Origin of the sequence: Stenotrophomonas sp. PS02300 (assembly GCF_029959395.1) — a bacterium.
Taxonomy (GTDB): domain Bacteria; phylum Pseudomonadota; class Gammaproteobacteria; order Xanthomonadales; family Xanthomonadaceae; genus Stenotrophomonas; species Stenotrophomonas maltophilia_AD.
The window spans coordinates 1-20,258 of record NZ_JASCOP010000073.1 but is presented as its reverse complement, the minus strand read 5'-3'; the positions used below and the strand labels follow the sequence as shown (position 1 = coordinate 20,258).

15 protein-coding genes and 1 pseudogene are annotated in these 20,258 nt (G+C 66.3%); 7 read left to right on the top strand and 9 right to left on the bottom strand.

Features of this window, described 5'->3' with window-relative positions; all coding sequences use genetic code 11:
* Nucleotides 1-57 precede the first annotated feature (57 nt).
* The 3 genes from dctA to QMX79_RS13530 are packed head-to-tail and all read right to left on the bottom strand — an operon-like array spanning nt 58 to nt 3,133.
* Nucleotides 58-1,371 (bottom strand): C4-dicarboxylate transporter DctA, encoded by a 1,314-nt coding sequence (dctA, locus tag QMX79_RS13540; RefSeq protein ID WP_282247213.1) that lies wholly within the window; start codon nt 1,369-1,371, stop codon nt 58-60.
* A 42-nt stretch (nt 1,372-1,413) separates the two neighbouring features.
* Nucleotides 1,414-2,469: a 4-oxalomesaconate tautomerase gene (locus tag QMX79_RS13535; protein ID WP_282247212.1), complete on the bottom strand. Its 1,056-nt coding sequence runs from the start codon at nt 2,467-2,469 to the stop codon at nt 1,414-1,416.
* Nucleotides 2,462-3,133 (bottom strand): 4-carboxy-4-hydroxy-2-oxoadipate aldolase/oxaloacetate decarboxylase, encoded by a 672-nt coding sequence (locus QMX79_RS13530; RefSeq protein WP_282247211.1) that lies wholly within the window; start codon nt 3,131-3,133, stop codon nt 2,462-2,464. The genes QMX79_RS13535 and QMX79_RS13530 overlap by 8 nt, the downstream gene beginning before the upstream one ends.
* Before the next feature lie 100 nt (nt 3,134-3,233).
* On the opposite strand from QMX79_RS13530, the gene QMX79_RS13525 reads away from it, so the two are divergent.
* Nucleotides 3,234-4,487 (top strand): LysR family transcriptional regulator, encoded by a 1,254-nt coding sequence (locus QMX79_RS13525; protein WP_282247210.1) that lies wholly within the window; start codon nt 3,234-3,236, stop codon nt 4,485-4,487.
* Between the two features lie 60 nt (nt 4,488-4,547).
* On the opposite strand, the gene acnB is transcribed toward QMX79_RS13525, so the two are convergent.
* The 3 genes from acnB to QMX79_RS13510 form a co-directional block, all read right to left on the bottom strand.
* Entirely contained in the window at nt 4,548-7,133 is a 2,586-nt protein-coding gene (gene acnB / locus QMX79_RS13520) for a bifunctional aconitate hydratase 2/2-methylisocitrate dehydratase (protein ID WP_282247209.1), read from the bottom strand.
* A gap of 61 nt (nt 7,134-7,194) precedes the next feature.
* Nucleotides 7,195-7,593 carry a type II toxin-antitoxin system VapC family toxin gene (locus tag QMX79_RS13515; RefSeq protein WP_282247208.1) on the bottom strand — a complete coding sequence of 133 codons (399 nt, stop codon included), beginning with the start codon at nt 7,591-7,593 and terminating at the stop codon, nt 7,195-7,197.
* 7 nt (nt 7,594-7,600) lie between these two features.
* The gene (locus QMX79_RS13510; protein ID WP_282247207.1) at nt 7,601-7,825 is read right to left on the bottom strand and encodes an AbrB/MazE/SpoVT family DNA-binding domain-containing protein; all 225 of its coding nucleotides are present in this window, start codon (nt 7,823-7,825) and stop codon (nt 7,601-7,603) included.
* Between the two features lie 234 nt (nt 7,826-8,059).
* Between QMX79_RS13510 and acnA the strand changes: the two genes are divergently transcribed.
* The 6 genes and pseudogenes from acnA to QMX79_RS13480 all read left to right on the top strand — a co-directional run bounded on the left by acnA (nt 8,060) and on the right by QMX79_RS13480 (nt 15,021).
* The gene (gene acnA, locus QMX79_RS13505; protein ID WP_282247206.1) at nt 8,060-10,813 is read left to right on the top strand and encodes an aconitate hydratase AcnA; all 2,754 of its coding nucleotides are present in this window, start codon (nt 8,060-8,062) and stop codon (nt 10,811-10,813) included.
* A gap of 165 nt (nt 10,814-10,978) precedes the next feature.
* Complete coding sequence (locus tag QMX79_RS13500) at nt 10,979-12,655, top strand: long-chain fatty acid--CoA ligase (protein ID WP_282247205.1); 1,677 nt, start codon at nt 10,979-10,981, stop codon at nt 12,653-12,655.
* 173 nt (nt 12,656-12,828) lie between these two features.
* Entirely contained in the window at nt 12,829-13,317 is a 489-nt protein-coding gene (locus QMX79_RS13495; protein ID WP_282247204.1) for a YhfG family protein, read from the top strand.
* Between the two features lies 1 nt (nt 13,318).
* Nucleotides 13,319-13,528 carry a hypothetical protein gene (locus QMX79_RS13490; RefSeq protein ID WP_282247203.1) on the top strand — a complete coding sequence of 70 codons (210 nt, stop codon included), beginning with the start codon at nt 13,319-13,321 and terminating at the stop codon, nt 13,526-13,528.
* A 21-nt stretch (nt 13,529-13,549) separates the two neighbouring features.
* Nucleotides 13,550-13,903 (top strand): annotated as a pseudogene (locus tag QMX79_RS13485) (Fic family protein); the annotation flags it as partial.
* A gap of 248 nt (nt 13,904-14,151) precedes the next feature.
* On the top strand, nt 14,152-15,021 hold the full coding sequence (locus QMX79_RS13480) for a crotonase/enoyl-CoA hydratase family protein (RefSeq protein ID WP_282247214.1): 870 nt from the start codon (nt 14,152-14,154) through the stop codon (nt 15,019-15,021).
* Nucleotides 15,022-15,080: 59 nt separating this feature from the next.
* Here QMX79_RS13480 and QMX79_RS13475 read toward each other — a convergent pair whose 3' ends face one another.
* The 3 genes from QMX79_RS13475 to lysS form a co-directional block, all read right to left on the bottom strand.
* Nucleotides 15,081-17,294, bottom strand: a complete 2,214-nt coding sequence (locus QMX79_RS13475) for an ATP-binding protein (protein WP_282247202.1) — start codon at nt 17,292-17,294, stop codon at nt 15,081-15,083.
* Nucleotide 17,295: 1 nt separating this feature from the next.
* Complete coding sequence (locus QMX79_RS13470; protein ID WP_282247201.1) at nt 17,296-18,435, bottom strand: two-component system response regulator; 1,140 nt, start codon at nt 18,433-18,435, stop codon at nt 17,296-17,298.
* Nucleotides 18,436-18,636: 201 nt separating this feature from the next.
* Nucleotides 18,637-20,154, bottom strand: coding sequence for a lysine--tRNA ligase (gene lysS / locus QMX79_RS13465; protein ID WP_282247200.1), 1,518 nt, complete (start codon nt 20,152-20,154; stop codon nt 18,637-18,639).
* Nucleotides 20,155-20,258 lie beyond the last annotated feature (104 nt).

The following is a 20,258-nucleotide window of genomic DNA, read 5'->3' as shown; positions in this document are numbered from 1 at the left end:
GGGGGCCGGGGATTCAAGGCTTGCGGGGGGCGCCGCGGCCCCCCCGCGGCGCGTCGGTCAGGCTTCGCGCACGCCGAGGTGGCGCAGGCGGGCGCGGCGGGTGCCGATCTGCGCGGCCATCACCTTCTCGTCCAGCTTGCCTTCCCACTTGGCGATCACCAGCACCGCAATCGCGTTGCCGACCAGGTTCACGAAGGTCAGGCCTTCAGCCAGGATGCGGTGGATGCCCAGGATCAGCGCGATGCTGGCCACCGGGATGGTGCCGGTGGTGCCCAGCGTCGCTGCCAGCACCACGAACGCTGCCCCGGCCACGCCGGCGGCGCCCTTGGACGTGAGCAGCAGCACCGCGATCAGCCCCAGCTGGTGCCACACGGTCAGCTCGGTGTTGGTCGCCTGGGCCAGGAACAGCGCAACCGTGGTCAGGTACAGGCAGGTGCCATCCAGGTTGAACGAGTAGCCGGCCGGAATCACGAAGCCGACCACGCCTTCTTCGCAGCCCAGCTTCTTCATCTTCTCGATCAGGCGCGGCAGCACCGTTTCGGTGGAGGTGGTGGCCGCCACGATCACGATTTCATCGCGCAGGTAAGCCAGCAGCCGCCACAGGCTGGCGCCGGTCCACCAGCACACCGCGCCGAGCACGAACACCGTGAATGCCGCGCAGACCACGAAGAACTCGATGATCAGCTCGCCCAGCGACAGCAGCGACCCCGCGCCGAACTGGCCCACGGTAAACGCGATGGCACCGAACGCGCCGATCGGCGCGAAGTACATGACGTAGCCGATGATCTTGAACAGTGCCGACGACGTGCCTTCGATCACCTTCATCACCGGCGCGCCGCGCTCACCGATCGAGGCCAGCGCCACGCCGAACAGCACCGCCACGAACAGCACCTGCAACACGTGCGCCTCGGTGAACGCACTGACCAGCGTGTTGGGAATGATCGCCATGATGTAGGACACGATCGACTGGTCGTGCGCGGTATGCACGTAGCCCTGGATGCTGGCCATGTCGATGGTGGCCGGGTCGATGTTCATGCCGGCGCCGGGCTGCCAGAGATCGACCGCAACCAGCCCGACGATCAGCGCCAGGATGGTGATCACCTCGAAATAGATCAGCGATTTCAGCGCGAGCCGGCCCACGCTGCGCATGTCGCGCATGCCGGCGATGCCGTGCACCACCGTCACGAAGATGATCGGGCCGATCATCATGCGGATCAGCTTGATGAAGGCATCGCCGAACGGCTTCATCGCCGAACCCCAGTCCGGCTGCAGCCAACCCAGTACGACGCCGATGATGGTGCCGGCCAGCACCTGGAACCACAACTGGCCAAAGACGCCGAAGCGGCCCTGCCGCTTCTCAACAACAGTCATAACAACCCTCCCAGGTCACAAGAATAGAGACGTCGTGCGTATTCAGTCGAACAGCACGCCGTCGAACAGCTTTCGGGCGGTGCGCAGGATGGCCGCAGCGGCCACCTGCCCGTGCGCGTCGCGCTCCAGCACGCAGCCGGTGCTTCCGCTGGGGTGTTCAATGTCCAGTTGCAGGCGGCTGCCTTCGGGCACCGCCGCGAGCGCATGGGCCGTTGAGGCGGGCAGCAGGCAGGCCGTGGCTACGGTGACCGCGCCCAGCACCCCGATGGAGGCGTGGCAGCGGTGGGGGATGAACGAACGCACGCAGATCGCGCCACCGTCGCGCGGGGCCGCCACCAGCATCATCTTGGGCACCGACTGCGCGCTGACATCGCCGAGGTTCATCAATGGCCCCGCCTGCAGACGGATCGCCTCCAGGCGCGCCTTCAACGCATCGTCGGCATCCAGCGTGGCGCGGTCGTCGTACCCGCTCACGCCCACGTCGCTGGCGCGCAGCACCACGCAGGGCATGCCGTTGTCGATCAGGGTGAGCTCCACCCCGTCGATCACATCCACCGCGTTGCCGGTCGGCAGCAATGCGCCGCAGCTGGAGCCGGCGATGTCGGCAAAGGTCAGCGGAATCGGCGCCGCCGTGCCCGGCACACCGTCGATCCGCGCCGAACCGTCGTAGCGCACCTGGCCGCCGGGGGTCTGTACGTTGGCGGTGGCCACCTTGCCGGTGTTCACCATGAAGATGCGCACATCGGTGCTTTCGCCGGTGGGTTGCACCAGCCCGCGTTCAAGGGCGAACGGCCCGACCCCGGCCAGCAGGTTGCCGCAGTTCTGCGCATCGCTCACCACGGCCTGGTCGACGAACACCTGCAGGAACAGGTAATCCACGTCCGCGCCGGGGTGGCGGGAGGGCGATACCACCGCGACCTTGGAGGTCAGCGGGTCGGCGCCGCCCATGCCATCGATCTGGCGCGGGTCCGGCGAGCCATACGCGCGCAACAGGAACGCATCGCGCGCGGCCGCATCGGCCGGCAGCTCGGCGGCCAGGAAGTAGCCGCCCTTGGACGTGCCACCGCGCATCCACATGGCCGGCACGCCCTTACTCATAACGCAGGCCCTTGGCCGCCAGGCGTTCGCGCATCGCGTAGATGTCCAGGCCCAGCTCGCCCTTGGCCAGGCGTTCGCGCTTCTCCGCCTCGCGCGCTTCGCGCGCCTGCGATTCTGCCGCCACCCGCACCGCATCGGCGCGCGGCACGATCACCACGCCGTCATCGTCGGCGATCACCACGTCGCCGGGGTGGACCAGCGCACCGCCGCAGACCACCGGCACGTTCACCGAGCCCAGCGTCTCCTTGACCGTACCCTGCGCATGGATCGCCCGGCTCCAGACCGGGAAGCCCATTGCGGTCAGGTCGCGCACATCGCGTACGCCGGCATCGATCACCAGCCCAAGGCAGCCACGCACCTGCGCCGAGGTGGCCAGCAGGTCGCCGAAGTAGCCGTCGGTGCAGTCGCTGGTCGGCGCCACCACCAGCACATCGCCTTCGCGCAGCTGCTCGATGGCCACGTGCATCATCCAGTTGTCGCCGGGCGGCACCGACACGGTGATGGCGCTGCCGGCAATGCGGGCGCCGCTGTAGATCGGGCGCAGCCGCGGGTGCAGCAGGCCGCTGCGGCCCTGCGACTCATGCGCGGTGGCCACGCCTGCCTGGGCCAGGACCTGGAGTGCGCCGGCAACGGCGCGTTCGACACGGGTGACGACGCGGGACATCCATCCATCCTTCTATGACGATGATGCAGTCTTGTCCGCCAGCGCCCACCCCTCAAGATCGATTTCCGCAACAGCCATTGGGTTTGGTTATAGTTTATCCATGAACCGGCCCTTCGAGCTGAACCTGAAGCATCTGCATGCGCTGGTCGCGGTGCACCACCACGGCGGCATCAGCGCCGCCGCGCCACACGTGAATCTCTCCCAGCCGGCACTGACCCAAGCCATCGCGCGGTTGGAGAGCCAACTGGACGCACCCCTGTTCGACCGCCAGCCCGGCGGCATGGCACCCACGGAAGCAGCGGGACTGCTGGTGCCCCGCATCGAGCGCGCACTGGGTTACATCGCCGATGGCGTGCGGGTGGCACGGCGCGCACAGCGCCTGCCTGCGTTGCCTGCCGTTGAGCGACGCGTCACGCTCGGGCAGCTGCGCGCGCTCGTGGCGGTGGACGACGCCGGCAGCTTCACCCTGGCCGCAGCGCGCGCCGGCATCTCCCAGCCGGCGATCTACCGCGCCGTGCACGAGCTGGGCATCGCCATTGAAACGCCGTTGACCGAACGCCACGGCAAGACCGTGCAGACCACCCCGGCCGCCACCCGCATGCTGCGGCTGGTGCGGCTGGCGCTGTCCGAACTGGCAGCGGGCCTGGACGAAGTGGCCCTGCTGCGCTCCGAACAGGGCGGCAAGGTCACGCTCGGCGTGATGCCGCTTGCCCGCGCGATCCTGCTGCCACAGGTACTGGCGCGCTTTGCCCGCGCCCACCCGGGCGCATCGGTCAATGTGATCGAAGGCCCTTACGCGGAACTGCTGGGCGATCTTCGCGCCGGCAGCCTGGACCTGTTGATCGGCGCGATGCGCGACACCCTGCCCGTGCGCGATGTCGCGCAGGAAGGCCTGTTCGACGATGACCCGGTGATCGTCGCGCGCAGTGGGCACCCGCTGGCCGGCAGCGGCCCGCTCGAGTTCGACCGGCTGCTGGCGTTTCCCTGGGTGATCGCCGCCACCGGCGCGCCTGTGCGCGCCCGTTGGGAACGCATGTTCCGCCAGCATGGCCATGAACCGCCGCGCCTGCGCATCGAATGCGGCTCGGTGCTGATCACCCGCGGCCTGCTGCTGGAAGACGACTGGCTTACCCTGATGTCACGCGACCAGTTCGTGATCGAACGCCGCGCGGGCCTGCTCAGCGAAATCGGCAGCGCCGGCGACGACCTGCGCCGCCGCATCGGCCTCACCACCCGCGCCGACTGGCATCCCACCCGCCTGCAGCAGGCGTTCGTGAAAACCTTCCGCGCCGTCTGCGCCGAACGCAGCAACGACGCCGACAACGCGTGGCCGTTCCGTTATCCCGCGCGTTGAAGGAAAAAAAACCCCCGGTTCTCACCGGGGGTTTTCGTTCAACACATCAGCCGATCAGGCTCAGGCGGCAACCGTCTTGGCCACGTCCTGATAGTCCTCGATCTGGTCGAAGTTCATGTAGCGGTAGATGTCCTTGCTGCTGGCATCCAGCACGCCGATGTCGGCCATGTACTCTTCCTTGGTCGGGATGCGACCCAGGCGCGAGCAGATCGCGGCCAGCTCGGCCGAACCCAGGTACACGTTGGAGTTGCGGCCCAGGCGGTTCGGGAAGTTGCGGGTCGAGGTCGAGAACACCGTCGCACCTTCGCGCACCTGCGCCTGGTTGCCCATGCACAGCGAGCAGCCCGGCATTTCCATGCGTGCACCGGCGGTGCCGAAGGTGCCGTAATGGCCTTCCTTGGTCAGCTCCGAGGCATCCATCTTGGTCGGCGGGGCAACCCACAGCTTGGTCGGGATGTCGCGCTTGCCTTCCAGCAGCTTCGCAGCCGCACGGAAGTGGCCGATGTTGGTCATGCACGAACCGATGAAGACTTCATCGATGGCCGCACCGGCCACGTCCGACAGCGTCTTGACGTCGTCCGGATCGTTCGGGCAGGCCACGATCGGCTCGTGGATGTCGGCCAGGTCGATCTCGATGACGGCGGCGTACTCGGCGTCGGCATCCGGCTGCAGCAGCTCCGGGTTGGCCAGCCAGGCTTCCATCTTCTCGATGCGGCGCGCCAGCGAACGGGCGTCCTGGTAACCCTCGGCGATCATCCACTTCAGCAGCGTGATGTTGCTGGTGAGGTATTCGATGATCGGCTCCTTGTTCAGGTGCACCGAGCAACCGGCGGCCGAACGTTCGGCCGAGGCATCGGACAGTTCGAACGCCTGCTCGACCTTCAGGTCCGGCAGGCCTTCGATTTCCAGGATGCGACCGGAGAAGATGTTCTTCTTGCCGGCCTTGGCCACGGTCAGCAGGCCGGACTTGATCGCATACAGCGGAATCGCGTTGACCAGGTCACGCAGGGTCACACCCGGCTGCATCGTGCCCTTGAAGCGCACCAGCACCGATTCGGGCATGTCCAGCGGCATCACGCCGGTGGCCGCCGCGAAGGCAACCAGGCCCGAGCCGGCCGGGAACGAAATGCCCACCGGGAAACGGGTGTGCGAATCGCCGCCGGTGCCGACGGTGTCGGGCAGCAGCATGCGGTTGAGCCAGCTGTGGATCACGCCATCGCCCGGACGCAGCGAGACGCCGCCACGGGTGGAGATGAACTCCGGTAGCGTGTGGTGGGTCTTGACGTCCACCGGCTTCGGATAGGCAGCGGTGTGGCAGAACGACTGCATCACCAGGTCGGCCGAGAAGCCCAGGCAGGCCAGGTCCTTCAGCTCGTCGCGGGTCATCGGGCCGGTGGTGTCCTGCGAGCCCACCGAGGTCATCTTCGGTTCGCAGTAGGTGCCCGGGCGCATGCCCTGGCCTTCCGGCAGGCCACAGGCGCGGCCGACCATCTTCTGCGCCAGCGAGAAGCCCTTGCCGGTATCCGGCGGGTCCATCGGCAGGCGGAACAGGTTGGTCGGGGCCAGGCCCAGCGCTTCGCGCGCCTTGGCGGTCAGGCCACGGCCGATGATCAGCGGAATGCGGCCACCGGCGCGCACTTCGTCGAACAGCACGTCGGACTTCACCTGGAACTCGGCGATGACCTGGCCATCCTTCAGGGCCTTGCCGTCATAGGGACGCAGCTCGACCACGTCGCCCATGTTCATCTGCGACACGTCCAGCTCGATCGGCAGCGCGCCGGCGTCTTCCATGGTGTTGTAGAAGATCGGGGCGATCTTCGAACCCAGGCACACGCCACCGAAACGCTTGTTCGGAATGAACGGAATGTCTTCGCCGGTGAACCACAGCACCGAGTTGGTGGCCGACTTGCGGCTCGAACCGGTACCCACCACGTCGCCCACGTAGGCCACCAGGTGGCCCTTGTCCTTCAGCGATTCAATGAACTTGACCGGGCCGCGCTTGCCGTCTTCTTCCGGCTCGATGCCATCGCGCTTGTTCTTCAGCATCGCCAGGGCGTGCAGCGGGATGTCCGGGCGGGTGGTCGCATCGGGGGCCGGCGACAGGTCGTCGGTGTTGGTTTCGCCGGTCACCTTGAGCACGGTGATGGTCAGGCTCTGCGGCACTTCCGGGCGGCTGGTGAACCACTCGGCATCGGCCCAGCTCTGCAGCACGCCCTGGGCGTTCGCATTGCCGGCCTTGGCCTTTTCCTGCACGTCGTGGAAGGCGTCGAACACCAGCAGGGTGTTCTTCAGCGCGGTGGCGGCGATCGCGCCGACGGCGGCATCGTCCAGCAGCTGGACCAGCGGCGCGACGTTGTAGCCGCCCAGCATGGTGCCCAGCAGTTCGGTGGCGCGCTCGCGCGGGATCAGCGCGTTGGTTTCGCTGCCGAAGGCAATGGCGGCCAGGTACGAGGCCTTGACCTTGGCGGCATCATCGACGCCGGCCGGCACGCGGTGGGTGAGCAGGTCGAGCAGGAACTCGGCCTCGCCCGCCGGCGGGTTCTTCAGCAGCTCAATGACGTCGGCCGTCTGCTGGGCGCTCAGCGGCAGCGGCGGGATGCCAAGCGCGGCGCGCTCGGCTACGTGGTGGCGGTAGGCTTCCAACATGACAACTCCCGGGAAATTCTTTGAAAAGACTTCGGTTGAATACGGCGGTTGAGTAACGGGCTCAGGCGTGCGGCACGATCAGCTTCAGGCCCTTGAAGTAGTCGCGGTAAAATGTGTCGTTCCAGGTGATCAGGCCGTCGCACTGCAGCAGCGCGTGCGCGCCGACCATGAAATCGTCGATGCCCCGCCTGCCGGTCCCGCGCTGGCGGTGGCGGCGGTGCATCTCGCCGGCACGCAGCGCCGACTTGGCTTCCAGCGGGCTGAAGCGGACGCCCATCTCTTCCAGTGCTTCCTGCACCTCGGCCCCGCCGCGCAGCGCGGCGCAGATCTCGGCCAGCACCACCCCGCAGATCACCACGCGGCCGCCGACCAGGCTCTGGCGCAGGCAGGCTTCCACCGCATCGGCCTGGGGGCCGTTGCTGAGCAGTTCGATCAGGACCGGGGAATCAACGGCGATCATGCAGCGCTCATTCCGCGTCGCGCACGGCGAGCACGGCCGCCTCGGCCGACTCGAAGCCATCCAGCGCGAACTTGCCGCGGGCACGCGAAATGGCATCGTCCACGCTCTTGCGCAGGATGATGCGGCTGCCGTCGAGCTCCACCTTCAACTGGGTGCCCTTGGTCAGGCCGAGCGCGTCGCGGACCGCCTTGGGCAAGGTGATCTGTCCGCGTTCTGCAACGGTGGCTTCCATCGGTAGGCCCTCCAAAGTATGCACAAATTATACATACTTCCCCGGGCATACTTCCACTGCCATACCCATGACACCGGCGATACATATTCATAGGTAGCCTGAGAGCCTGCCGCAGACCGCCGCCCGGCTGAATCGTTCATACTGACGCCGACTGCCGGGCCGTCGGGACACCGGCAACCGCAAGCAGGCCCCCCACGGGCCACTGCAAGCCATCCGCAAGAGGAGTCACCCCGCATGAGCGATTCGTTCTCCACCCGCAGCCAGCTGGACGTCGGCGGCACCACCTACGACTACTTCAGCCTGCCGAAGCTCGGACAGCAGTTCGACATTTCCCACCTGCCCTATTCGATGAAGATCCTGCTGGAGAACCTGCTCCGGCACGAGGACGGCGGGGTCACCGTCGGCAAGGACCACATCGAAGCGGTGGCGCGCTGGGATCCCAAGGCCGAGCCGGACATCGAAATTGCCTTCATGCCCGCCCGCGTGGTCCTGCAGGACTTCACCGGCGTGCCCTGCGTGGTCGACCTGGCCGCCATGCGCGATGCGGTGGTCAAGCTGGGCGGCCGCCCGGAGCAGATCAACCCGCAGATTCCCTCCGAACTGGTCATCGACCACTCGGTGCAGGTCGATGTGTTCGGCACCCCCGACGCGCTGGACCTGAACGGCAAGATCGAGTTCCAGCGCAACCAGGAGCGCTACGGCTTCCTGCGCTGGGGCCAGAAGGCGTTCGACAACTTCAAGGTGGTGCCGCCCAACACCGGCATCGTCCACCAGGTGAACCTGGAAAACCTCGCCCGCGTCGTCATGACCGCCGAGAAGGGCGGCAAGCAGGTGGCCTACCCCGATACGGTATTCGGCACCGACAGCCACACCACCATGATCAATGGCATCGGCGTGCTGGGCTGGGGCGTGGGCGGCATCGAGGCCGAGGCGGCCATGCTGGGCCAGCCCTCCTCCATGCTGATCCCGCAGGTGGTCGGCTTCAAGCTCACCGGGCGCCTGCCCGAAGGCGCCACCGCCACCGACCTGGTGCTCACCGTCACCCAGATGCTGCGCAAGCACGGCGTGGTGGGCAAGTTCGTCGAGTTCTTCGGTGAAGGCCTGCAGCACCTGCCGCTGGCCGACCGCGCCACCATCGGCAACATGGCCCCCGAATACGGCGCCACCTGCGGCATCTTCCCGATCGACAACGAATCGCTGACCTACCTGCGCCTGTCCGGCCGCAGCGAGGAACAGATCGCACTGGTGGAGGCCTATGCCAAGGCCCAGGGCCTCTGGCACGACGCCAACACCGCCCACGCCAGCTACAGCGCCACGCTGGAACTGGACATGGGCGAGGTCAAGCCCTCGCTGGCCGGCCCCAAGCGCCCGCAGGACCGCGTGCTGCTGGAAGACGTCAAGCAGAACTACCGCGACAACCTGGGCGGGCTGACCACCAACCGCGACAAGCGCAACGAAGATATCGCCAAGTTCGTCAACGAAGGCGGCGGCGCGGCGGTCGGCAACGAGCAGCTGGCCAAGGGCTATGCCGATGTCGAGCATGACGGCAGCCGCTACCGGCTCAAGGACGGCGCGGTGGTCATTGCCGCCATCACCTCCTGCACCAACACCTCCAACCCGGCGGTGATGATCGGTGCCGGCCTGCTGGCCCGCAACGCGGCGGCCAAGGGGCTGGACCGCAAGCCGTGGGTGAAGACCTCGCTCGGCCCAGGCTCGCGCGTGGTCACCGACTACCTTGAGAAGGCCGGTGTGCTCACCGAGCTGGAAAAGGTCGGCTTCTACGTGGTCGGCTACGGCTGCACCACCTGCATCGGCAATTCCGGCCCGCTGCCCACCGAAGTGAGCGCCGCCATCGCCAGTGGCGACCTGGTGGTCACCTCGGTGCTCTCGGGCAACCGCAACTTCGAGGGCCGCGTGCACCCCGAAGTGAAGATGAACTACCTGGCCAGCCCACCGCTGGTGGTGGCCTACGCCATCGCCGGCACCACCGACATCGACCTGACCACCGAGCCGCTGGGTACCGGCAGCGATGGCCAGCCGGTGTACCTGCGCGACATCTGGCCGAGCAACAAGGAAATCGGCGATGTCATCGCCGCCACCATCGGCCCGGAGATGTTCAAGCAGAACTACGCCGACGTGTTCAAGGGCGACAGCCGCTGGAACACCATCCAGTCGCCCGATGGCGACCTGTACGAATGGGATGGCAGCTCCACCTACATCAAGAACCCGCCCTACTTCGACGGCATGACCATGCAGGTCGGCCATATCGAGGACGTGCACGGGGCGCGGGTGATGGGCCTGTTCGGCGATTCGATCACCACCGACCACATCTCCCCGGCCGGCAACATCAAGAAGGATTCACCGGCAGGCCGCTTCCTGCAGGAGCGCGGCGTGCAACCGGCCGACTTCAACAGCTACGGCAGCCGCCGCGGCAACGACGATGTGATGGTGCGCGGCACCTTCGCCAACATCCGCATCAAGAACCTGATGTTCGGCGGCGAGGAAGGCGGCAACACCCTGTACTTCCCCAAGGCGGGCGGCGAGCCGCAGAAGCTGGCCATCTACGATGCGGCCATGCAGTACAAGGCCGAGGGCGTGCCGCTGGTGGTCTTCGCCGGCAAGGAGTACGGCACCGGCTCCTCGCGCGACTGGGCGGCCAAGGGCACCAACCTGCTGGGCGTGAAGGCGGTGATGGCCGAAAGCTTCGAGCGCATCCACCGCTCCAACCTGGTCGGCATGGGCGTGCTGCCGCTGCAGTTCCAGGCCGGCGAAAACGCCCAGAGCCTGGGCCTGGACGGCTCGGAAACGGTCGACATCACCGGCCTGGCCGATGGCGCCAGCAAGACCGCCACCGTCACCGCCACCAAGGCCGACGGCACCGCCAAGACCTTCCAGGCCCACGTGATGCTGCTCACCCCCAAGGAAGTGGAGTACTTCAAGCACGGCGGCCTGCTGCAGTACGTGCTGCGCCAGCTGGCGGCCCGCTGAGCCGGCCCCGGCCCCTCCCCCGTGCAGGGGGCGTTTCGACGCCCCCTGCACGCGATGTTCACAGGTTCTTCGCGTTTTCCATTCGGACCGGTATGCTGCCGGGGACCGAAACGACGGATACTCTCCGTCAGCATCACACCATCAACGTTTCCTGGAGGGGGAATAATGAGTCTGGAACGTCCCTGGCTGCAGAGCTATCCCAACGGCGTGCCCGCCGAAATCGACGTCAACGAGTTCCATTCGGTGTCGGCCGTGTTCGATACGTCGGTGGCCAAGTTCCGCGACCGTCCCGCCTACTCCAGCTTCGGCAAGGTCCTCACCTACGGTGAAACCGACGCCCTGGTCGAGCAGTTCGCCGCCTACCTGCTGGGCGAGCTGAAGCTCAAGAAGGGCGACCGCGTCGCCCTGATGATGCCCAACTGCCTGCAGTACCCGGTGGCCACCTTCGGCGTGCTGCGCGCCGGCCTGACCGTGGTCAACGTCAACCCGCTGTACACCGCCCGCGAGCTCAAGCACCAGCTGGTCGATTCCGGCGCCGCCGTGCTGGTGGTGGTGGACAACTTCGGCGACACCGTGCAGCAGGTCATCGCCGATACGCAGGTCAAGCAGGTCATCACCACCGGCCTGGGCGACATGCTCGGCCTGAAGGGCGTGGTGGTGAACTTCGTGCTGAAGTACATCAAGAAGATGGTGCCCAACTACACCCTGCGCGGTGCGATCCGCTTCAACCAGGCGCTGAAGCTGGGCAGCGGCCACACCCTGCCGAAGGTGGAGCTGGACCACGACGACGTGGCCTTCCTGCAGTACACCGGCGGCACCACCGGCGTGGCCAAGGGCGCCATGCTGACCAACCGCAACCTGGTGGCCAACATGCAGCAGGCCTCGGCGTGGATCTCCGCGTCGGGCATCGAGATGGGCAAGGAGTGGATCATCACCGCCCTGCCGCTGTACCACATCTTCGCGTTGACGGCGAACGGCCTGGTCTTCATGAAGTTCGGTGGCTGCAACCACCTGATCACCAACCCGCGCGACATGAAGGGCTTCGTCAAGGAGCTCAAGTCCACCCGCTTCACCGCCATCACCGGCGTCAACACGCTGTTCAACGGCCTGCTCAACACCCCCGGCTTCGATGAGGTGGATTTCTCCTCGCTCAAGGTCACCCTGGGCGGCGGCATGGCGGTGCAGCGTGCCGTGGCCGAGCGCTGGAAGAAGACCACCGGCATCACCCTGGTCGAGGCCTACGGCCTGACCGAGACCTCGCCGGCGGCCTGCATCAACCCGCTCAACCTGGCCGAGTACAACGGCGCGATCGGCCTGCCGATCCCGTCCACCGACGCCTGCGTGAAGGACGACAACGGCGTCACCCTGCCGGCCGGCGACGTCGGCGAGCTGTGCATCCGTGGCCCGCAGGTCATGAAGGGGTACTGGCAGCGCCCGGAAGAAACCGCCAAGGCAATCGACGCCGAGGGCTGGCTGCACACCGGCGACATGGCACGCATGGACGAGCACGGCTTCTTCTACATCGTGGACCGCAAGAAGGACATGATCCTGGTGTCCGGCTTCAACGTGTACCCGAACGAAGTCGAAGACGTCATCGCGATGATGCCCGGCGTACTGGAAGTGGCGGCCGTCGGCGTGCCGGATGAAAAGTCCGGTGAGATCGTCAAGGTGGTCATCGTCAAGAAGGACCCGAACCTGACCGCCGAAATGGTCAAGGAACACGCCCGCGCCAACCTGACCGGCTACAAGCATCCGCGCATCGTCGAGTTCCGCAAGGAACTGCCGAAGACCAACGTCGGCAAGATCCTGCGCCGCGAACTGCGCGACACACCCGCCGCGTAACTGCCGGCATCAAGCACTACCAGAACGCCCGCCTCGCGGGCGTTCTGCTTTCTGCCAATGGAAAGCGTCGACCGGGGCCTGGCGGTATAATTGAATCCGTGAACGCACGCAGCCGGCAGCCTATTGCTGGCTGCGGCTGGAAAAGCTGCCACCTCCGAGCAGGACCCGCGCAGATGCATCGAACTGCTTCCACATCTCTCACCATCGCAGACATCCTGTCAGTCGCGACCCCGTCCGACTTGAGAATGCTGGGGCACTTCAATGTGCTGAAAACGTCACTCAGCGCATTGCTTGGCCTGACAATCGCGCCGCGCAGCTGGCAGACGCTCTACCGCTTCGTTGGAGATCTCCAGGCGGTCATTCAAAGTGATCCGTCCATCAGCTCCCCCGGTCCGCACCCCGTCTCCGAGGCGGCAAGAGCCAAGCTGTCGACCGTCCTGATGAGCGTAACGTCGGTCCGGATCCCCGCCGCGGATCCGGAGGCAGCCCTGTCGCACGCCGTTGCCACGCTTGTGGCTGCCGCCCGCGACCCTGCCGCGTTGTACCAGGCCACGCGCACACGCAACTTTCATCACAGCTCCCGGCTCGAGGGCATAGACATGCGCAAGTCGAAGCCTGCGGAGACCCTGCAGACTGTCCTCAACAGGTATCGAAAGCGCTGAGATGGACCTGTATGACGATGTAGACGACAAGTACTGCATTGGCGGCTCAGGCGTTTTGAAGAACAAACTGGGCATTACCCGGATGGACATTCTGGAAGCGGCCGAGCGCGACATCACGGCCGTTACGCATAGAAGCATCCAATACTCGCCCCCGCCGTACAGCCTGCAGTCTCTCCAGGACATTCATCGAGCGCTGTTCGCCGACCTGTAAGACTGGGCCGGCGAACTACGGAACGTGGATATTTCCAAGGGCAGCACGCGGTTCTGCACCCATGTCCGGATCGAAACAGAGGCGCGACGTTGCTTTGATGCCATGGACAAGGATGGGTGGCTGCAAGGGCTTGGTCGGGATGCCCTCTGCAGCAAATTGGCCGAGCATTACTGCGAACTCAATATGATTCACCCATTCCGCGAGGGAAACGGGCGCGTCCAACGCATTCTGTTCGAACAGCTGGCGCTGAGTGCGGGTCATTCGCTGGATTGGTCAGCCATAGACACAGCCGAATGGATCCAGGCGAATCTGGATGGCGTTCGAGTCGACTACCGGGCCATGCAGGCGATCTTCGAGCGGATCATCCCCGGATAACAGTTTCATCCAATTCCTATGCTGACCCGTCAGCGTGTCCCCCTTCCGCGCAGCGCGATGTGAATCGCTGGATTCCCTTGCGGCATAAGGCTGAACGAGATTCTGGCCGGTATTCCGGGCGGCCGCGGACATTATGCAGGGCGTTTGCATTCCGGCCCGGGTTGGCGGTGTAGGATCGCGGCGTGTGGACCCGTCCGGCCTGCCGCCCACCGTCCTCCCTGCAGGCCAACCCCGCCGAGGCAATCACCATGCAATCCATCGAAAAGCTTCCGTATTCCCGCGGCTACGCGACCATCCGCACCGAGTCGACCCCCGACGACGCCGCCCACTGGCTCTTCATGCACGCCGATGCCGCCACCGGCATCCGTCCCTGCTGCCGCAAGGACATGCTCGATGAAATGTGGAGCGTCATGAGCCAGATCACGCTGTCCCCGGCCGAGCGCAACAGTGGCCGCCTGCGCCACTTCGTGCTGGCCTCCGATGCCACCGCCTACAACCTGGGTGGCGACCTGGCCCTGTTCGCCCAGCTGATCCGCGAAGGCAACCGCGACCGCCTGCTCGCCTATGCCCAGCGCTGCGTGGAAGGCGTGCACCACCTGCACACCGGTTTCGGTGGCGACGTGCGCTCGATCGCGCTGATCCAGGGCGACGCACTGGGCGGCGGCCTGGAAATGGCGCTGGCCTGCCACACCATCATTGCCGAGGAAGGCTGTGGCATGGGCCTGCCCGAAGTGCTGTTCGGGCTGTTCCCGGGCATGGGCGCGTACTCGTTCCTGTGCCGCCGCGTAGCCCCGCAGCTGGCCGAGAAGATCATCCTGGAAGGCCGCGTCTACTCGTCCGAAGAGATGTACGCCATGGGCGTGGTCGACGTGCTGGTGCCCAAGGGCCAGGGCATCAAGGCCGCCGAAGACCTGATCCGCCAGCAGCAGCGCACCCCGCGCACCTACCTGGCGATGAACGCTGCACGCAACCTGGCCCAGGCGGTGGGCTATGACGAACTGCTGGAAATCACCAAGATCTGGGTGGATTCGGCACTGGCCCTGGAAGACAAGTCGCTGCGCACCATGGATCGGTTGATCAAGGCGCAGACCCGTCGTGCCCAGTCCGATGCCGCGTAACTGCGCCATCGCAAGCAGGGGGTTCCAGTAAAAAAGCCCGGTAGGAACCGGGCTTTTTTTCAACGCATGTCGATGCCGCCGTCGTCCGTGGAGGAAGCACCCGGGCGCCTGCGTTCTTCCAGCGCCTGCTTGCCTTCCTTCACCGCCGTGCGGATCAGCTTCATCCGCTCGCGCCACTCGCTCTTGAGCTGCCAGTCGGCCATGTGCATCACCTCGCCGGCACGGTAAGCCACCCGCACCAAGCCCAGGTTGCTGGCCACGCCCTTGATGGCGTGCGCCTGCTCGCGCAGGTGCACCCAGTCGCCACGTTCGCCCGCTTCCATGGCCACGCCCACGCACTGCGTGGCGTCGGCCAGGCACTGGCGGATGAACTCCTGCTCGAAGCCCTCGCCCATGCCCAGCGCGGCCAGTTCATCGAGCACGCCGGTATCGAGCACGCCCACTGCCACCGGCGTGGACGGCACCACCGCGGTACGGGCTTTCAGGCCATCGTTGGCGGCAATCTCGGCCAGCGTGTCCAGCAGCTTCACCGGTACCACCGGCTTGCCGAAGAAGGTGTGCGCACCGGCCTGGGTGCACTGCTGGATCGACTCGGGGGTGACATCGGCGCTGAGCACCAGCACCGGCGTGCGCGGGGCGCCACCGGCCTGCAGCACGCGCAGCTCCTTGAGCATGTCCAGCCCGCTCATGCCCGGCATGTGCAGGTCGACGATGGCCACGTCGTAGTCGCTCTCGGCCATCGCATCGAGCACGGCTTCACCGCCGTTGACGCAGACCACCTTGTGCCCTGCCTTCTGCAGCAGCCGCTGCAGCACCAGCCGGTTGGCCTGGTGATCGTCGGCCACCAGCACCTTCATGCTGCGCACGCGGGCGCGGTGGCGCAGGAACGGGTCAGCGAAAGCGATTACATTGTCCTGCGCACCCTGCAGGCCGTTGCCGAGCACGGCCGGGGTGAACTCGCCGGCCACGACCGGTGGCAATGCGAACGGCAGTTCGAACCAGAAGCAGCTGCCCTGCGGCGGGTTCTCGGCATAGCCGATCTGCCCCCCCATCGCTTCCACCAGCCCGCGCGAGATCGAGGTGCCCAGCCCGCTGCCTTCGTGGCGGCGGCCCAGGCTGACGTCGGCCTGCTCGAAGGCCTGGAACAGGCGCGAACGCATTTCCGGACCCACGCCAATGCCGGTGTCGAGGATGTCGAAGCGCAGCCGGACCTGGCCATGGCCTTCCTCGCCCACCTGCGACACCCGGATCTCGATCCTGCCGTGTTCGGTGAACTTGACCGCATTGCCCGCCAGGTTGAGCAGGATCTGGCGCAGGTGGCCCAGGTCACCGCGCAGCAGGCGCGGCACACCGGCGGCCACCTTCACCTGGTAATCGAGCCGCTTCAAGCGTGCCTGCGGCATCAGGATCAGGCCGATCGACTGCACCACGTCGTCCAGCGAGAAGTCTTCGGCCACCACCCGCAGCTTGCCCGCTTCGATGGCCGAGATGTCCAGCACCTCTTCCACCAGCGCCAGCAGGCTGCGCGAAGAGGCCTGGATGGTGTTGACGCACTCGCGCTGCTCTTCATCCAGCGTAGTGGTTGCCAGCACCTCGGTCATGCCCGACAGGCCATTGAGCGGGGTGCGGAACTCGTGGCTCATGTTGGCCAGGAAACGGCTCTTGGCCTCGCTGGCGCGGCGCGCCTCGTCCATGGCATGGGTCAACTGGCGCAGCAGCGTGGCGAAGTACAGCGGCACCGCCGCCAGCCCCAGCCACAGGCCGAAGCCCAGCCGCGCGTTGGCCTGCCAGTAGCCGGTGGCCAGCACGGTCACCCCGAAGCTGACCAGCGCCATGCCCACCGCGGTGTACAGGTACTTGTTGCCGTAGCGCATGCCGTTGCCGACCGTGACCCACATCACCACGATGTAGACCCATGACAACGGCTCGCCCATCTGCACCATGCCGGCCGCGATCAGCCCGTAATCGGCCAGCATGCCGGCCACCCGGCGCGGGTCCGACCGGCCGGGGCGCGCCAGCAGCCACGAGAACAGCAGCACCGACAGCGTCAGCCCGGTCAGCACGATGCCCAGCACCACCTGGTACTGGTGGTGCGGCAGATCGTTGCGCACCCCCGGCATCAGCACGTAGCCCAGGATCAGCACGATCAGGACGATGCGTACGATCGCCTGGCCATGTTCGCTGTCGGGACGGTTGCTTAGCTGGCGCTTCAGCAGCGCCAGGCCCGGGAGCGCGCCAAACCGCTGCTTCAACACCTGGAACAGACCGGCCATGTCACATCCCCGGGCGGGAGGACGCAACGGAATGCTGCGCGCAGATATCGTCCAGCTGCACGCGGCCGCGCAGCAGCGCGTCCACGCAGCGCGGGTCGAACAGGCGTCCGCGTTGTGCGTACAGATAGGCCAGGGTGGCTTCCATCGTCCATGCTTCCTTGTATGGGCGCGGCGAGATCAGGGCATCGAAGACATCGGCAACGGCCACGATCCGCGCTTCCAGCGGGATGGCTTCACCGACCAGACCGTCGGGATACCCGCTGCCGTCGTAACGTTCGTGGTGGCGCAGCGCGATCAACGCGCCGACCTGGATGAAACGGTTCTGGCTGCCACTGAGCAGCTCGTAACCGATACGCGGGTGCCGGCGCATGATGGCCAGCTCCTCGTCGTTGAGTTTGCCCTGCTTGAGCAGCACGGCATCGGGAATGGCGATCTTGCCCATGTCGTGCAGGGGCGCCGCCATCTCGATCAGTTTGACTTCTTCTTCCGGCAGCCCCAGCTGCTCGGCGATCAGCCCCGCTACGTGCGCCATGCGCTCGAGATAGGCGCTGGTGCCGGCATCACGGAACTCGATCGCGCGGGCCAGCCGCGACAGCGTCTCGCGCTCGCGTTCCTCGACCTCGTGCATGCTGGCCAGCAGCCGCTGTTCCAGCGACAGCGCGCGTTGCTTCACGTTTTCCGACTGCTGGCGCAGCTGCAGCAGGTTGTAGCAGCGCGCGCGCAGCTCGCGCGGGCGGATCGGCTTGACCAGGAAATCGATGACACCCGCTTCCAGCGCCGCCTGCCGGATCGGCTCGTCGCCGACCACGGTGATCAGGATCACCGGAATGTCGCGGTGCTTGGGCAGGCGGCGGAAACGCCGGGCGAATTCCAGCCCGTCCATTTCCGGCATGCGGTAATCGAGCAGCAGCAGGTCCACCCCGTGCGATTCGCACCAGGCAAGGGCGGTGAGCGGGTCGCCGAAATCATGCACGCTCAATTCCGGCGCGATGTCCTCGATGACATGCCGCAGCATGGTGCGCGCGGACGTCTGATCGTCAACGATGACAATATTCAAGGCTGATTCCGTCGTCTTCCTGGACCACACTGGCACATGCTGCGGTAAGGATACCCCGCCGCTCTGCATACCGGCACCTTGCATGGGACCACCTCCGGTCACGATTCCCCAGTTCATGATCGTGGTCACAGTGTGATGCGCGTGTCACGCATGCCCCGTCCCATCCTCATGCTCCATGGCCGGCGCGCATTGCGCCATCTAGGGCCACGGGGAAACCATACGCGTCCGGCCACCGCAGCGGAAGCCCGCCGGGACGGCCCCCGAGGGGCCATCCGGACCTACGTCTCAGTTTTCGGGACGCATGTAGGGGAACAGCAGCACATCGCGGATCGAGCTGCTGCCGGTCAGCAGCATCACCAGGCGGTCGATGCCAATGCCCAAGCCGCCGGTCGGGGCCATACCGTACTCCAGCGCACGGATGTAATCGGCGTCGTAATGCATGGCTTCGTCGTCGCCACCTTCCTTGGCCGTGACCTGGGCCTGGAAACGGGCCGCCTGGTCTTCCGGGTCGTTCAGCTCGGAGAAGCCGTTGGCGAGCTCCTTGCCGTTGATGAACAGCTCGAAGCGGTCGGTGTAGCCGGGCTGGTCGTCGTTGGCGCGGGCCAGCGGGGACACCTCGACCGGGTGGTCGGTGATGAAGGTCGGCTGCACCAGGGTGTGCTCGACGGTGGCTTCGAAGATCTCCAGCAGCAGCTTGCCCCAGCCGTAGGACGGCTTGACCCGGATCTTCAGGCGCTCGCAATGGCGCAGCAGCGCCTCGCGGTCGGTGCAGTCGGCCAGGCTGATCTCCGGGTTGTGGTGGCGCACCGCTTCATCCATGCGCCAGCGGCGGAACGCCGGGGCCAGGTCGATGGTGGCGCCGTCCCACTCCACCGTGGTGGTGCCCAGCACCTTGCTGGCCACGTCACGGATCACGCCTTCGGTCAGGTCCATCACTTCGTTGTACGTGGCGTAGGCCTCGTACAGCTCCATCATGGTGAATTCCGGGTTGTGCCGGGTGCTGACGCCTTCGTTGCGGAAGTTGCGGTTGATCTCGTACACGCGCTCCAGGCCACCCACGACCAGGCGCTTGAGGTACAGCTCCGGGGCCACGCGCAGGTACAGGTCCAGGTCCAGCGCGTTGTGGTGGGTGGTGAACGGCTTGGCCGTGGCGCCGCCGGGAATGTAATGCATCATCGGCGTTTCGACTTCCAGGAAGTCGCGGTTGTCCAGCCAGGCCCGCATGGCGCGGATGATCCGCGAGCGCTTGATGAACACCTCGCGCGACTCCGGGGTCACGATCAGGTCCACGTAGCGCTGGCGGTAGCGCTGCTCCACGTCGGCCAGGCCGTGCCACTTGTCCGGCAGCGGGCGCAGCGACTTGGTGAGCAGGCGGATGCTGGTGGCCTTGACCGACAGTTCGCCGGTCTTGGTCCGGGTCAGCCCGCCTTCCACGGCAATGATGTCGCCCACGTCCCAGCCCTTGAAGGCGGTGTAGGCATCGCCCAGGGTGCTGCCCTGCAGGAACAGCTGGATGCGGCCGGATTCGTCCTGGATCTGGGCGAAGCTGGCCTTGCCCATCACCCGCTTGGCCATCAGCCGGCCGGCCATCTTGACCTGGCGGTCGGTGGCTTCCAGCGCTTCGGCGGTCCACTGTTCGGCATCGGCGAACTCGCCCTGCAGGGTGCCAGCGAAATCCTCACGGCGGAAATCGTTCGGGTACGCGATGCCCTGCCCGCGCAGCGCGGTCAGTTTCGCGCGGCGCTCGGCGATGAGGCTGTTCTCGTCGACGGGGGTCTGCGGCGCGGGGATCTGATCGTTCATGGCGTGGGTCTATGTCTGGGGGGATATGGACGGGGAATACGAAACCCGGGGCGTGCCGGGGTGGAGCGGATCGGGGCGCCCGGGGGGGGCCCGCCGGGCGGCGG

Coding starts and splice junctions, on each gene's coding strand:
- dctA (WP_282247213.1), bottom strand. CDS start 1,371: ATGACTGTTGTTGAGAAGCGGCAGGGCCGCTTCGGCGTCTTTGGCCAG.
- QMX79_RS13535 (WP_282247212.1), bottom strand. CDS start 2,469: ATGAGTAAGGGCGTGCCGGCCATGTGGATGCGCGGTGGCACGTCCAAG.
- QMX79_RS13530 (WP_282247211.1), bottom strand. CDS start 3,133: ATGTCCCGCGTCGTCACCCGTGTCGAACGCGCCGTTGCCGGCGCACTC.
- QMX79_RS13525 (WP_282247210.1), top strand. CDS start 3,234: ATGAACCGGCCCTTCGAGCTGAACCTGAAGCATCTGCATGCGCTGGTC.
- acnB (WP_282247209.1), bottom strand. CDS start 7,133: ATGTTGGAAGCCTACCGCCACCACGTAGCCGAGCGCGCCGCGCTTGGC.
- QMX79_RS13515 (WP_282247208.1), bottom strand. CDS start 7,593: ATGATCGCCGTTGATTCCCCGGTCCTGATCGAACTGCTCAGCAACGGC.
- QMX79_RS13510 (WP_282247207.1), bottom strand. CDS start 7,825: ATGGAAGCCACCGTTGCAGAACGCGGACAGATCACCTTGCCCAAGGCG.
- acnA (WP_282247206.1), top strand. CDS start 8,060: ATGAGCGATTCGTTCTCCACCCGCAGCCAGCTGGACGTCGGCGGCACC.
- QMX79_RS13500 (WP_282247205.1), top strand. CDS start 10,979: ATGAGTCTGGAACGTCCCTGGCTGCAGAGCTATCCCAACGGCGTGCCC.
- QMX79_RS13495 (WP_282247204.1), top strand. CDS start 12,829: ATGCATCGAACTGCTTCCACATCTCTCACCATCGCAGACATCCTGTCA.
- QMX79_RS13490 (WP_282247203.1), top strand. CDS start 13,319: ATGGACCTGTATGACGATGTAGACGACAAGTACTGCATTGGCGGCTCA.
- QMX79_RS13480 (WP_282247214.1), top strand. CDS start 14,152: ATGCAATCCATCGAAAAGCTTCCGTATTCCCGCGGCTACGCGACCATC.
- QMX79_RS13475 (WP_282247202.1), bottom strand. CDS start 17,294: ATGGCCGGTCTGTTCCAGGTGTTGAAGCAGCGGTTTGGCGCGCTCCCG.
- QMX79_RS13470 (WP_282247201.1), bottom strand. CDS start 18,435: ATGCAAGGTGCCGGTATGCAGAGCGGCGGGGTATCCTTACCGCAGCAT.
- lysS (WP_282247200.1), bottom strand. CDS start 20,154: ATGAACGATCAGATCCCCGCGCCGCAGACCCCCGTCGACGAGAACAGC.